The following is a 14,716-nucleotide window of genomic DNA, read 5'->3' as shown; positions in this document are numbered from 1 at the left end:
AACGCCCAAACAACCCTTGCCGGCAAAAATTTTGAGAAATACCGGTAAAACGGATTGACATTCTCGAAAAAAGAGGTATAATACAGTTGAACAGATAATCAACTATGCAATTGAAAGAAGGCAGGCTGCAATGAATTCGTATATTCCGGAAATTGATAAATGCGACTGTTCCGTTATCCACGAGGATGTTGTCGCCGAAGTCCGCCGACATATGCCGGACGAAGAAAACCTTCTGGACCTTGCGGATCTGTTCAAGGTGTTCGGGGATTCAACCCGGGTAAAAATACTCTGTGCACTATTCCATTCCGAGATGTGCGTCTGCGACATCGCCGCGCTTCTCGGCATGACGAAATCCGCGATTTCCCATCAGCTTCGCGTTTTAAAGCAGTCCAAGCTGATCAAAAACCGCAGGGACGGCAAAGTGGTTTACTATTCCCTTGACGACGAGCATGTAAAAACCATTTTTGACCAAGGTTTGGCCCATGTGACGGAATAAAATTTTTCTTAAACAGTTGATCAATTGCTCAATTAATCATATTATAAGAGTAAAAAAAGACTGGAGACGGGGGCGCTTATGAAGAAACAATACGAGCTCGAAGGGCTTTGCTGCGGACATTGTGCGGCGAAAATCGAAAAGGAAATTTGCTGTCTGGACGGAGTGGCAAAGGCGAACGTTGATTTTGCATCAAAATTATTGACAATTGAACTTACAAACCATGCCGCGCCGGAAACGGTCGCCGAACAGGCGGAAAGCATTGCTAAGCGGCATGATTCGGATATCGAGCTGAAGGAGCGCGACATTCCCGAACCCGGGAAGCGAGCCCTGTATTTGCTCGGGCTGAACTGCGCCGACTGCGCCAAAAAAATTGAAACCGCCATCCAGGGAATGGACGGCGTGGAATCGGCCCGCCTTGACTTTGCTACCCAAAAGCTTACGATAGAAGCGGCGGAAAAGGCGAAACTCCCGCTCCTTGTCCGGCAGGCTTCCCAAATCATTCGGGAAATAGAGCCGGACGTGGAAATTTCCTACACCGGCAAAACCGTGGAAACGGGCGCTGGGAAACGCACCCTTCACAGGATTAGCATGCTGATCGGCGCGGTCCTGTTCGCCGTCGGCATGGCTGTCCCGCTCCCGCATACGGCGGAGTTTTCGGTGTTCCTCCTCAGCTTTGTGCTGATCGGCGGCGAGGTGGTGCTGAAGGCATTAAGAAACATTGCGAGAGGGCAGGTTTTCGACGAAAACTTCCTAATGGCAGTTGCGGCTGTCGGTGCGTTTGCAATCGGCGAATATGCGGAGGCCGTAGCCGTTATGCTGTTCTATCAGGTCGGCGAATTCTTTCAGGATATGGCGGTTGACCGCTCCCGCAAATCCATCTCCGCCCTGATGGATATCCGCCCGGACTACGCCAATCTGAAAACCGGCGGGGAAGTGCGGAGGGTTTCCCCCGAGGAAGTCGCAATCGGTGATCGGATTCTGGTCCGCCCCGGCGAAAAGGTTCCGCTGGACGGAAAGGTCGTGGAAGGCGTTTCCTCCGTAGATACCGCTGCGTTAACCGGCGAATCCTTTCCGCGCGATGTGGAACCGGGAAGCGAGATTCTCTCCGGCTCCGTAAACAAAAGCGGCCTACTGACGGTGGAAGTAACGAAGGAATTCGGGGAATCCACGGTTACGAAAATACTCGACCTGGTGCAGAACGCAAGCAGCCAGAAAGCGCCCGCAGAAAACTTTATTACGAAATTTGCGCGGTACTATACACCCGCTGTGGTGTTCGCCGCCGTTGCGCTGGCGGTTCTTCCTCCGCTCTTCCTCCCGGGTGCGCCCCTTTCTCAGTGGATAAACCGCGCGCTGACCTTCTTAGTTGTTTCCTGCCCCTGCGCGCTGGTCATTTCCATTCCGCTCAGCTTTTTTGGCGGAATCGGCGGCGCGTCCAAAAACGGCGTGCTGATTAAAGGGAGCAACTATCTGGAAGCTCTCAACCATGTGGATACCGTTGTATTTGATAAGACTGGCACACTCACAAAAGGGAACTTCAAGGTAACACAGATTCAGCCGGAAGAGGGCTGGAGCGAAGGTGATATCCTGTATTACGCCGCACATGCGGAGCTCCATTCCAGCCACCCGATTGCCGTTTCCATCCGGGAAGCCTATCAAAAGGAGCCGGATGCTTTGCAGCTTGCGGATTACGAGGAACTCCCGGGAAAAGGCATACGGGTAAAGGTAAACGGAAAAACCGTGCTTGCCGGGAACAGCAGGCTGATGGACGCGGAAAACATCCGGCATCCGGCATCCGGCGCAGCGGGAACCGCCGTATATCTTGCCGTTGACGGCGCGTTTGCCGGGCTGATCATGATTAACGACGAGGTGAAGCCGGACAGCGCGCGGGCCATCCGGGAACTGAAAGCCGCGGGTGTCCGCCGGACGGTCATGCTGACCGGCGACAGCAAAAAGTCCGGCGAAGAAGCGGCTCGCGGGCTTGGACTTGACGAGGTTTACACAGAGCTTCTTCCCCAGCAGAAGGTCAAGCAGATGGAAAAGCTGTGCAGCCAGGCCGCAAAGGGCGGCAAGCTGGTGTTCGTGGGCGACGGGATCAACGACGCCCCGGTTCTGGCCCGTGCGGATGTCGGCGTGGCCATGGGCGGCCTGGGCTCCGACGCGGCAATCGAAGCCGCCGACGTGGTGCTGATGACGGATGAACCATCCAAGCTGGTCACCGCCATCCGAATTGCGAAAAAGACGCGGCGGATCGTATGGCAGAACATCGTTTTCGCCCTTGGCGTAAAGCTCTTGATTCTGATCCTGGCAGCTTTTGGAATCGCCACCATGTGGGCGGCTGTTTTCGGGGACGTCGGCGTCGCGATTCTCGCGGTGCTGAACGCCATCCGCGCCTCGCGAATAAAAAACGAAGAATAAAATACGAAATCATATCCGCTTTTCTAAAAGCGCCGTTTGCGGCGCAAAAATGCCGTCCGGAAAACCCCGGGCGGCATTTTGCTTTCACAGGAGGGGGCTCGTTTTATTTGGAACGACGATGCAATCTGGTTAAGGAACGGTAAGGACACACTTGCACAGCGGCGTTTGTCCCGGTACCGTTACGTAAATCCCGGTGCTTCCCTTACCGGCCGCCTTTACCTTGACGTAATAGGCGTTTCCCTGTTTGAATACGGAAACTGTTTGCACGACTTTGCTGTCGCCGGTGGTGAATACCGGGACTTTGTCCACCGCAGTCAACGTGAATTTAAACTGATAGGAAGCGTCCTCCTTTATCCGGTACCGGTAAGGCGTGTCGGAAATCAGCCCGCCGCAGTCGTCCGAATGCACGGTAAAAGAGGTGGTATCCCCGTTCGCGGCCGTCGTAACAATGGTTGCGCTGCCGTCGCCGACCTGGACAATCCGGTACAGATACCCATCGGGAAGCTTCTTCACAAACTCGACGGTTACCGCCGACGGATTGGTGGAAACGCCTTTCGGGGGAACGCTGTCCGACGTTGTAATTTTATAGAAATACGTGCTGTTTCCGCGGAACCGGTACGGAGCGGTCGTGTCGCTTTTTAATTTTTTTGCCGGGGCGGGCGAGGAAGGATCCGGCTTGTTTGCGGTATTGCCCGGCTTGTGGCCGGAGCGGTGCGAGCCGCCGCCCTGTGCGGTTAATCCGTTTTTCGTGGAGAGCAGGGCTTCCGCCGCCGCGTCGATCTCGCTTTGCTCCTCTTCTTTATTATTCAGAACGGATTTTGCGAAATCTAGTGCGCTGAGGAAGCTGTTCCAGCTCGACTCGGTGTAATTTCCCTTTTGAATCTTTTCACATTCGCCGACCAATCTTTGCAGCTTGCTGAAATCACCGCTACCGGAGGTGCTGCTGGGAACCGAAATCTTTGTCGGATCCCAACGGTCGTCTCCGGAAAGAATTCCTGCGATTGTGTAAGTCTGGGCTTCCTGCTGTGTAAGCAGCTTCGCCCAGGGCGCACGCTTGCTCAGATCCAGCGGTTTGCCGTTTAAATCCACCGAATTGTATTCGGAGTAGCGGGCGGTCGCTTCGTTTTCGTTTTTGCCCCAGTTGTCCCAGCCGAACGAGCTGATGTGGAGGTCCATGGCGCAGTTGATGTAAGACACGGCGGAGTAAGGCCGCCACGGACGGCCAAGCTTTACGGACGGGTTCTTTTTCAGCAAGGCTTCCCCGGTCAGCTTACAGTTCAGGAAAACATAACCGTAATCCTGTTCCGCCGGGGTGGAAGCTGCGGTGATATAGCCGCCTAAGCGCGAATGAATTTCGCAGTCATCGAATACGGCCTTTCCAGGGCCGAAGATAAAGTCCACCGATCCGGAAATAAAGCACTTGTTAAAGTAGGAGCGGTAAACGTGCGAGGTCTGCTGATCGGGTACGTTGCCGCTTGAGGAACTGGTGCCGTTGCGCGTCAGCAGAGTGTCTTGATAGCCGAGCAGGCGGCAGTTTGTGAAGCGGGCTCGGTCGGCGTTTAAATCAACCGCGACGCACTGCCCCACCGTGGATCCGGCAGCGTTTTCCACCGTTAAATCCTGCGCAGTAAAATCGCTCCCCGTAACTTGTAAGGTAAAATCATTAAACGTACCAAGGGGCTTGCCGTTTTCGTCCTCCTTCATGGGACTGTCGTCGTACGTGACGCGGGTTCCGTCCGCGCTTTCCCCCGCAAGAGTGATGTAGGGGCGGTCCACAACGAGCTTTTCGTCGTAGATTCCGTTTTTAATAAACACAACGCGTCGTTTCGGGTTCTTTGCCGGAATAGAGCGGATGGCTTCCCCGATTGTCCGGAAATCCCCGGTTCCGTCTTGTGCCACGACGATGGGGGAAACGTTCGGCACAATCGTGGGCAGAACCGACACGTGCGCGGTTGCCGTGCAACTTGTGCCCTTGATTTTCCCCGTTACGGAGAAGCCGGGAATGTTGATGCGGCTGTACAGTTGGCTGTTGACCGCATCCCATGTAACCGGAAGGTTCGCTTTTGTGCCGTCGTTGTACACGATCGGAACAGAGGCCGGCAGGGGCAGCTTTCCAACCGCCGCTTTTACGGAAACGAGCGGCACATGGTGGATTTTGCGGGTTTCCACCGTAACGGCGGCCTGCACCCTTCTCCCCGTATCCTTGACCGTACCCGAAACCTGGAAGGTTCCGGCCCGGTTGTACTGCGCAGGGCTAACGGCATCCCACGCCACGCGGTAAGGCACGACGGACCCGTCGCTGTAATTCAGGTACACATACTCCGGCAGGACCGGGGCCTTTCCAACAGCGGTTGAAACATTGGCCTTTGCAACCCCCTGTTCGCTGTCCTGCCCGGTGATGGTCAACGGCAGAACGCCGAGGATGGCCTTGTCGCAATTCAAGGTCGCCACCGCGATGCAGGAACCGTTTTGAACCGCAGTCACCACGCCGTTATGATCGATTTTAGCGATATTGGTATCGGAGAAATCCGGATTTTTTACCGACCAGCTTACGGACTTATCCGCCGCGTCGTCCGGAGAAACTTCCGCCTGAAGCGGGAGTCTGCCGTTTTTGTCGGCAATAAAATTCCTCGTGGCCTTAATTTGCAGCCCGGGTATTTTTTGCAGTGTTTTCACGTAGGAGAGTGAAAAATCGTCCACATCCATCACAACCGTGTCTTTGTTGTTGTTCGGCGAGTGGAATTCAAAAACGGAGGGGAACCCCGCCGCCGGGTCGTAATACCCTTCATAGGCGGAATCCGAAAAGGCGACCCTTTCCTCCCCATTGTATACCTCCGTCTTCTTGGTGTCCGTGTGGAGGACGATTTTAAGCGTATACCATTCGTCGCCCTTCACCTCCGGAACGACCGGGGCTTTTTCGCGGTCGGTATTTCGCTTTTCCTTTGCAAGGCTGGCGGTATTTCCCGAAACCTGCAACGGGAATTGCGCGATCACCTTGTTGCCCGCGTCCTTTAACGCGAATATGCTGTTGCCCGCGGCGGACGACAGGGACGGGAAACGGAAACGGAATTTCACCGTTACATCGCCGGACTGGGGGGCGAAGCGGTTGGTTACCGTCACATAGCCCGGACCGGTATCGGTTGCAGAAAGATAATGGTTCCCATTTTCGGTCTTGATTTCCGCTTTTCCGGCGGGATTGCTGTTTAAGGTCCAGTTTTCGGGTAGAGCCGCACCCGCTTCACAGCCCTCAAAGTCTTCGCTGATATCCCTCGGTTTTATGTCATCCTCCGTATTCTGGACCCCTTCCTGCACGTTCACGCAGTTTGCTTTTGTGGAAGGCTGTGCAAACCGGCAGTTGTTGAAGAAGATATTCTGGCAGGTATTCAAGCTTGCGTGGTGGAAATCGCAGTTGGTAAACTGCAGGTTCCGCAGGTAAGAGGACGATTTTCCGAAATCGGAACCGTTTAAATCCAATATATTGTTTCCGTTTGTGGTGCTGTTGGGTGCTTTGGCGTTAGTAAACTGGAAATTCGAAATATCCGGAAGCGGTACGCCCGGGGCAGCGCCCTTCTGCTTGTCGTAATTGGTGATAACCGATATTTTGTTGCAGACGGAATCCCTCAGCTGAAGGTTGCGGATATACCCGCCGCGCGAAGGGCTGACTTTCACGCGGACACCGGGGTTGACCGCTCCGTTTTGCACGTCGACCGGGACAAGCGTGCAGTCCTCTGCAAAAATGTCGCTGATGCCGCCCGACATTTCGCTGCCGATGGTAAGGCCGCCGTGGCCGGCATGGAACACACAACCGCGGTAGTAAATGTGATGGGACGGGCGGCCGATATCGCGCCCTTCCTTGTCCTTTCCGGATTTAATGGCGCTGCAGTCGTCGCCGGTTGAAAACTGCGTGCCAAGAATGTAGGTGTTTGTTGCGGAATTCGGGTCAAACCCGTCGCCGTTGTGCACCGTTGTGTTGATATCCAGCCCGTAAGCGGTAATGTCATCGCAGTAAACCGGCACAATCGTCCACATCATGCCGTTGCGGATATGGAGCCCGTCCATATAGACGTTGCCGCAGTTTTTCAGGCTGATCAGGCTGCCGCCGCCGATATGGTATTTCTTTTGAATGTCTTCCTGGCTGACGCCGGTCTCGGCAATCTTCTTGTACCGCTCCGCACAGTACTTTTCGTATTCCTCGCGCAGCTTCAGGCCGTTGTCTTCGTCCCCGATGGTGCCGGGGCCGAGGATCCGGATATTGTGCGTCGTCGCACCCTTCTTATTGTCCATGGTGCCCGCGTTGAGCAGGCTTGCAAACGCCGGGTTACCCTTGAACGGGTCGTTCGGGCGGTAAATATCCTCTATATCGTGCCTTGCGCTGGTGAAGGGATAGTCCTTTAGGTCCGTGCTGGGCTTTAGCTGCGCACCCGCGTCCACATAAAATGTCATGTTGCTGTGAAGGTTCAGCGCGCCACTCAAGTAAACGCCGGCCGGAAGGTATACGGTTCCGTCGGCCGGGCAGGTGTCGATTGCCTTTTGGATCGCTTGGGTGTCTTTTGCCTTTCCGTCGCCTTTTGCGCCGTAATCCTTAACATTATATACCTTGCCTTCCGGCAGCATATGGATAGTGGCGGCGTTGCTGGAAGGGGATTCAAAGCCCTCTTTTTTGCGGGCCTTTACGGTAAACGTATACTTGGTATCCGGTTTGAGCCCGCTTGCTTTAAAGTATGTATAACGGGTCGTGCCGATCAGCTGCCCGTTGCAATAAACTGCGTAATCCGTAACCTTGGAATAATTTTTCGGCTTTTCCCAAACCAGTACGGTCGAATTACTCCCGGTGGAAGCGGGCGCTGTGCGCAGGTTCTGCGGTGCGTAAAACCGTTCGGCCGGCAGTTCGGTTGTGGTTACCTCCGCCGAAGGACCGTTTGAAGAGGCCGCTCCGGTCGCGTCCGCCGCTTCTACCTTAAATCTGTATTTGGTGGAAGGCTTCAGCCGCACGGCGGTGTAGTTGTTCTGCCCTGCGGGAAGCACAGCCACGGGTGCGCCGTTCTGGTAAACAATGTACTGAACGACGCCGGTGTTGTCGGAAGCGTCGCTTTCCTGCCAATACAGGCTTACGGTGTCATTGCTTACGTTGGTTGTCTTTAAGGCGGCGCCGGATTTCCAAACAGGCGGCTGTGCCGCGTTTTTCGAAACATCGGTCATCGTTGTTTTTCCGGTAAATTTCAAACCGTTTGCATTCTGAATATCCCATGGATCCTTAATATGGGAATCGAACACAACGTTTTCAAACAAGCCGTTTTCAAAATAGCGGATGCTTGCCGGTTTTGTATTTTTAAAGATAACATTTCTAAATTGAATTTGATTATGGCTTTTTTCCGGCAGGCCTTCCACGTAAATTGCACTGCTCTTTGCGCTGTCAACGGAGCAGTTCTGCACCAGGATATTCTGGAACGCTGGTGCTTCTTCCGCCGGGTCGCTGATGGTACCGCCGTTATAGTTGCTTGTGAAGATGAACGGCTGCCCGCCGTTGTCGGTAAGGTTCCTCATTGCGGTGTCCCGGAACACGATGTTTCGTGCGCCGCCGCCCGTTCCCTTGCTGGTTTTGCAGCGAAGCCCAGTTCCCGTTCCGTTCAGGACATTGTCCTCGGCAAGGATTTTTTCTATCCATGCGGCAGTATGGCTTCCGCAGACCACCGCGCCGTGGCCGCGCTTGAAATAGTTGTTAAAGATCCAAATATCCGAGGTGGGCGCTTTTTGGGTGTCTGCCTTGCCGCGGCCCGCGTTAAACGCAATATTGTCGTCGCCGGTGTCTAGCACGCTGTTTAAAACAACCAGCCCCTTACCGCCGGAAAGGCCGGTACCGTCGCCGTTATTGCAGTTGAAAGTTTCCAGCTTCACGCTGTTTAAAACAACGTCGTTACAACCGCCGTTTATTTCCGTATGCTGGGCAGGGTTTTTCAGCGTAAGCCCGTCGCCGATGTAAAGATGGTTAATCCCCCTCATTTCGATCAGATTAGAGCGCGTGCTGTAGGCGTCACTTTCTGAAAAGCCGTAGTTGCGCAGGGCTTTTTGGTATTGGGAGGCCGCAAGCACGCCGTTTTTCTCTACTGTTTTCTGGCTGCTTTCCTTCGACACGAAGAAATGGTCCGGGTCGTTTGCCGAGGAATCCTCCTTCCATCCGTTTCCGTCGATGACTCCCTTGCCGACAATGCGGATGTTTTCGCCGGTTTTGCCCTTACTGTTGATAAGCGCTGCGGCTTTGCTTACAGCCTTCGGGTTGCTGTAAGGGTAATCGTCCGCATTTTCGGAACCCAGAAGGGTGCCCTCCACTTCCAGCGTCATATCGCTTTTCAGGTAAAGAGAACCGCTTTTAAAGATTCCTTCCGGAATCCGCACGACTCCCCCTTCGGGGCAGTCGTCGATCGCTTTTTGAATCGCCTTCGTATTCACCTTGGTTCCATCGCCGACCGCGCCATAACCGCTGTCCTTGATGTTGATGATTTTCGGCGTTTTCTTTGTCTTTACTTCCGTTTCATATTTGGAATCCAACTGGATTTCCTTTCCGCTTTTATCCACCGCTTTTACCGCAAAACGGTACTGCGTTTCCGCGCGGAGCCCCGTAACAATATAGTTGTGCATGGAGACTCTCACCATATCGGAATTTGCGGGAGTACTGTAAAATTTATCGAAAAATTTCTGTGACAGGGCTTCCTTGTTTTGGTCGGACTGCCCGATCAACCGATTATTTTCATAGATATTATAGTATTGGATATTCGTATCATTTTCAGGTTTGCTCCACACAAGCGTAAGCTTTTTGTCTTCCAAAGACAATGGTAAAACCGCAAGCCCCTTCGGGGTTACCGTCGGAAACTGGATTCCTTTTTCCGCCGTAGCCGCTTTTGCGGAAGCCTCCGACGGAACACCGGTAACAATCATGCCAAACAGGATTGTTAAAGCCAGTAGAAAAGAAAGCAGCTTTTTGGGCGCATATTTTTGCCAGATCAATACAATACTCTCCTCTCAAAATGAAGTTGCCTGTTTTTTCATTTTCGCATCGCCCCAAGGGCTTTTCCTCTTCAAATAAAGAAGCCTCCCTCTCACCTCCTAAGGGAGACGGCAAAAAAGCCGCCGGTCGTCGTGGGGTTTTTTACCATTTTCTTCCTAATATTTGGTAAACAAATGGAAAAATACTCTAAAATCCAGTATAAAGTTTAAAATTTTAATTTAAATAAGCAAATTTACGATTCCAGTTTGTTTTATTATGATCCCTTTAGACGGCTTTGTTTTTTGCCTTGCCTAAGGAGAAAGCGCTTCATTCCGCGGCGCCCACATTTAAAATTGTCTATTTGGAATAAAAATCAAGACAAAAAACAAGAAAAACAAACAATTATGATAAAAAAACAAATTTACTGACGCGTGCTTTCAAATTATACTTTTGTATAAACTGAATAAATTGAGGAGGATATGAATGGGAAAAAAGGTTTTGGCACTCATTTTAGCAGCAGCCATGGCATTGAGTGCGGCTCCCGCCGTTCAAACGGACGCCTTCGCGGAAGTAAAGGACTCGAAGGACTCCGGCAGGCGGGAGGATTCCGGCCCGATCATGGAATCGCGTGTAAGCGACGGCCTCAGCGTGATCCCGCTGTCCGTTGACGATCAAAGCTTGACTTTGGTGTGGAGCAAGCCGGAAAATTACGCGGATATCCAGGATTATTCCGTATATGCGAACGGCAAAAAAATTGGAAGAGCGAGCAAAAACAAAAATTCACCCGCGCAGGTTTTCTTCGACCGGTTCTATCAGGATAAAGAGAACACCGACGCGACCCGAATCAACTTCCACAATTACATGGTGACCGGGTTAAGCCCGAAAACGGATTATACGTTTACGGTCAAAGCGGTCATGAAGGACGGAAAGGAAAAGGATCTGGGCGGAAAGTACACAACGGACGCGACCACCTTGGAAAAGCCAACTGTAATCGACGTAACTTCCGCGGGCTACAACGCGGACAAGACCGGGGAAACAGTCTGCACCGCCGCGATTCAGAAAGCGATTGACGACTGCCCCAAGGGCGGGACGGTATTGCTACCCGAAGGGGGGAAATTCCTTTCCGGTTCCCTGAAGCTTCACGAAGATATGACCTTCCGCGTGGACGGAACGCTGATTTCTTCCACCGATCCCATGGACTGCGGCGGACAGAACTATCTGGACGCAAAGGAGAAAATGGATAAAGGCGATAAAAAAGCAAAATTCCCGAAGAAATTCGACCCGTTCATCAGCTTCGGCAGCAGCACCAAAAAGCGCGTTGCGAATGTCCGGCTTGTCGGCAAAGGCGTAATCGACGGGCAGGGCTGGAAGCTGGAGGACTCGTCGCCCGACGTGGAGTACAGCAAAGGCGATATGATCCAGTCCAAAACCAGCAATCCCGATACCATTCTGGAAAACGGCATTTTAGCCGCGAACCAGTATAAAATGGCAATTGATCTTGGAATGGACCCAAAAACCGCTTACGGAACAAGGTCCCAGCTGGTGGAGGGCCGCCAGGTCAGCAATATTTACGTCGGCAACGGCCTTACGCTGAAAAACCCCAGCAACTCCGTTCTGGGCATGTCCTATGTAGACAATTACGTTGTAAACGGCCTGATTACGCAGTCCTTCAACATCAATAACGGCGACTGCATCAATGTTGCGCGCTTCCAGGGCTTCACCGCGCTGAATAACGTGGTAAATTCGGGCGACGATAATATCGTCATGAACGCGGGAAGCGGAAACGACCCGCTTTCCGGAAGCGCATGGATATTCAATAACTACATTGCGCGCGGCCACGGCGGCGTGGCGTTCGGCAGCGGGACAACCCGTGATATCGACAATGTTATGGCAGAAGACAATATCCTGGTGGGAACCAGCGACGGCCTGCGCTGCAAGTCGAAGCCGGGCTCCGGCGGCGGCGTAAACCATGTGGTTTTCCGCGATACTGCTATGCGGAACCTGACCAATCTGGTGCATGGCAAGGTGGACGGAAATACCATCGGCTATCAGATGGACGGCTGCCCATTCATTTTCACGACCAATTATCCGGGCGAAATCCAAAAGATCGGCTGGCCCGTATTCCGCAATTTCGATATTTACAACTGTTCGGTAAACGGCACAACCACCCACGGGATTATCGTTGATGGAAGCCACGACGAAGAGGATGTTAAGGCCGCCGGAATCGAGTTTAAGGCCTGTTACAACCTTCACTTTAAAAACATCCGGTTTAAAAATACCAGAGCGCCAGAAATCGACTATCTGGAAGACAGCAGCTTTGAGAATGTAATTTTTGAAGGCGTCAAGGATCCATGGGCGGCGGAAAACCTTACCCATTGCAATAACATTCTCATTACCAACGAAAACGAAGAAAGAACTCCGGACGATAAGGACAAGAACAAAGACAGCAATAAAAAAGCAAAACGTAATCATTCAAAAAAGCACGGCGGCACGTCTTACCGGGAAACCGGCCCGGCTTCCGGGACTCCAAAAGAAACCAAGGCGCCCCGCGTACTGAAAAGCGATACAACCAAGCCGTATTCGTTCAAGGCGAATAAAACCTATTTCTATCTTGTGAAAACAGACAACTCGCAGGTGCCAACCGCGGTTTCCTCCAATCCGTCCGCCGTTTCGGTTATCTTTGAAAAAAAAGTTGACGGCGGTTACCTTTACAAAATTACGAATGTGGGGCCCGGTACGGCTGTTATTACAACCACAGCCGCCAACGGTGAAACCACTTCCTTTACCGCAACAGGCCGCCTGAACGGGATTTACTCCGACACAAACGCTCCGTTTGCCCTGAACAGCGGCAAATCCTACGTTATGAAATTCACGGCGGAAAATCCGGATCTGAACCCGGTCTTTACGGTTGGGAACGGAAATGTCCTGAGCATCTCCAGTATTGTAAAAAGAGGAAACAATTATTTTGTTACGGTAAAAGCAATTGGAACCACAAAAACAAGTAGCGGCGTTTATTGTACGCTCCCGTCCCAAAGGGCGGCGCTCCAATGTATCGTGAATATTGCATAACCTTTTTGGAAAGGTTTCCAAATTTTATCCTGCGTTCTTCTTAGATAAAATAGATGTTTTTGCCCCTCCCCCGCAAAAGCCGGGGCAAATTACAGCAAAAGGACCGGAAAGCCGAGATATCGGCTTCCGGCCCTTTTGCTTTGGCTAACTTCTATACGAATCATGAATCCGCCTGCTGGTAATCGAACCAGTCAAAATCGGAAAAAACGCCGTCGCCGCGTAAATCCTGGCAGCAGATTCCGACCATAGCTCCGGTGAAGCCGTTTCCGTCTACATGTTCATCCGAAAGGACCCGCATGTTGAGGACAGGCCCCAGCTTTTGATACTGTTCGCCGTCAACGGAGTAAGAAAACTGGAGGGCCGCACCGTCGATCGCTGCCCGGAGATAGACGGGGCCGTCCTCCGGAACGGGAACCGGCTCGGTTTCCGTTACCGTCCGGTTATCCACCGACGTTATGGAAACGCTTTTGCCCGCGGTTTCGTCATAGCTGATTTTGGCGTAATGATAGTTGTCGTAATTATAATAGCATACCAAACCGGCCATATGGTGAAAACTGCGCGGCGTAAATTCCACGCTGGTGCCGATTGTGCAATGCAGGCTTTGCAACCGGCGGGCAAGCAGCCCCTGCCGATACTTTGAGCAAAGGGAATTCCCACCGCGGATCCGCACATAGCCCTTCCGCTCCGTAAGGCTGATGCCGCAGCTTTGGGCAGACTCGCGGAGCGTTAAAAACGCGCGCGGCAGTTTAGGGCCGTCGAAGTCCTCCCGCACGGGCGGATCCTGCACCGAAAAGACGGGCAGGTCGGGAACCTTAAATTCCGTAAGCGGGAGCTTGTTTTCCGCTCCGGGAATATAGAACCAGCCGTCGTTTGTCCATTCGATATTTTGAACCGCCGTTTCACGCCCCAGTATGCTGTAACCGTCCAGCGGGCGCGAACACAGATGGAACATAAGCCACCGGTGGTCCTCTGTTTCCACCAACGAACCGTGCCCGGCGCGCTGGATGGGGTAATTTTCCGCTCCCTTGGAGGACAAAATCGGGTTCTGCGGGTGCACTTCATAAGGCCCGAAGATGGTTTTGCTGCGCGCAACCGTACAGCAGTGCCCGAATTCCGTGCCGCCCTCCGCGCAGAGCAAATAATAAAAGCCGTTATGCTTATATAGGTTGGGGCCTTCCGTTTTTCCGAGCTGCGTTCCTTCGAACACTTTATAAACCGGCCCGGTCAACCCCCTTTTTTCGTGGCTGTATTCCTGCAGCACGACGCCGCCGAAACGCTTCCGGTAGGCGCGCTGGTCAATCGTCATATTGACCAGCCACATTTTCCCGTCATCGTCGTGAAACAGGGACGGGTCAAACCCGGAACAGTTTAAATAGACCGGCTTTGACCACGGGCCGTGGATATCGGACGCGGTAATGAGGAAATTGTGCGTGTCCTTAAAGCGGGACCGGTCGGTATAGACGATTGTGTAAAGAAGGTAATAAATGCCGTTGCTGTAAGACAGGTTGGGCGCCCATATGCCGCAGGAGGTATCGATTCCTCTCAAATCCAGAACGGAATCGTCCGAAAGGGGCGGCTCGATGGTCTCCCAGTTTTCAAGGTCGCGGGAATGCAGTAGTGTGACGCCCGGGAACCATTCAAAAGTGGAAGTGGCAAGGTAGTAGTCGCTTCCCACCCGCAGAATGGAAGGGTCTGGATAAAATCCGCGCAGGATGGGGTTTTTAATCTTTTTCACGCCGATTGCTCCTTATGAA

General features: G+C 52.8%; 5 protein-coding genes. 3 read left to right on the top strand and 2 right to left on the bottom strand.

Features of this window, described 5'->3' with window-relative positions; translation table 11 throughout:
* Positions 1 to 130: 130 nt before the first annotated feature.
* Together CAGA_RS05230 and CAGA_RS05225 are read left to right on the top strand one after the other, a co-directional pair.
* Positions 131 to 496 (top strand): ArsR/SmtB family transcription factor, encoded by a 366-nt coding sequence (locus CAGA_RS05230; RefSeq protein ID WP_135658525.1) that lies wholly within the window; start codon positions 131 to 133, stop codon positions 494 to 496.
* Between the two features lie 78 nt (positions 497 to 574).
* Positions 575 to 2,911, top strand: coding sequence for a heavy metal translocating P-type ATPase (locus CAGA_RS05225; protein ID WP_135658523.1), 2,337 nt, complete (start codon positions 575 to 577; stop codon positions 2,909 to 2,911).
* Between the two features lie 129 nt (positions 2,912 to 3,040).
* On the opposite strand, the gene CAGA_RS05220 is transcribed toward CAGA_RS05225, so the two are convergent.
* Positions 3,041 to 9,913, bottom strand: coding sequence for a pectinesterase family protein (locus CAGA_RS05220; RefSeq protein ID WP_135658521.1), 6,873 nt, complete (start codon positions 9,911 to 9,913; stop codon positions 3,041 to 3,043).
* A 463-nt stretch (positions 9,914 to 10,376) separates the two neighbouring features.
* Here CAGA_RS05220 and CAGA_RS05215 point away from each other — a divergent pair, with 463 nt between their 5' ends.
* A complete protein-coding gene (locus tag CAGA_RS05215; RefSeq protein ID WP_135658519.1) occupies positions 10,377 to 12,962 on the top strand; it encodes a glycosyl hydrolase family 28 protein in 2,586 nt (861 codons plus the stop codon).
* A 160-nt stretch (positions 12,963 to 13,122) separates the two neighbouring features.
* Here the strand turns inward: CAGA_RS05215 and CAGA_RS05210 are convergent, their stop codons facing one another.
* The gene (locus CAGA_RS05210; protein WP_135658517.1) at positions 13,123 to 14,697 is read right to left on the bottom strand and encodes a glycoside hydrolase family 43 protein; all 1,575 of its coding nucleotides are present in this window, start codon (positions 14,695 to 14,697) and stop codon (positions 13,123 to 13,125) included.
* Positions 14,698 to 14,716: the final 19 nt, after the last annotated feature.

This window comes from Caproiciproducens galactitolivorans, from assembly GCF_004768785.1.
Taxonomy (GTDB): Bacteria; Bacillota; Clostridia; order Oscillospirales; family Acutalibacteraceae; genus Caproiciproducens; species Caproiciproducens galactitolivorans.
This window is presented reverse-complemented; position numbering and strand designations above follow the sequence as displayed.

Excerpts from the sequence above, each read along its gene's own strand:
- CAGA_RS05225 (WP_135658523.1), top strand. The coding sequence starts at position 575 with ATGAAGAAACAATACGAGCTCGAAGGGCTTTGCTGCGGACATTGTGCG.
- CAGA_RS05230 (WP_135658525.1), top strand. The coding sequence starts at position 131 with ATGAATTCGTATATTCCGGAAATTGATAAATGCGACTGTTCCGTTATC.
- CAGA_RS05215 (WP_135658519.1), top strand. The coding sequence starts at position 10,377 with ATGGGAAAAAAGGTTTTGGCACTCATTTTAGCAGCAGCCATGGCATTG.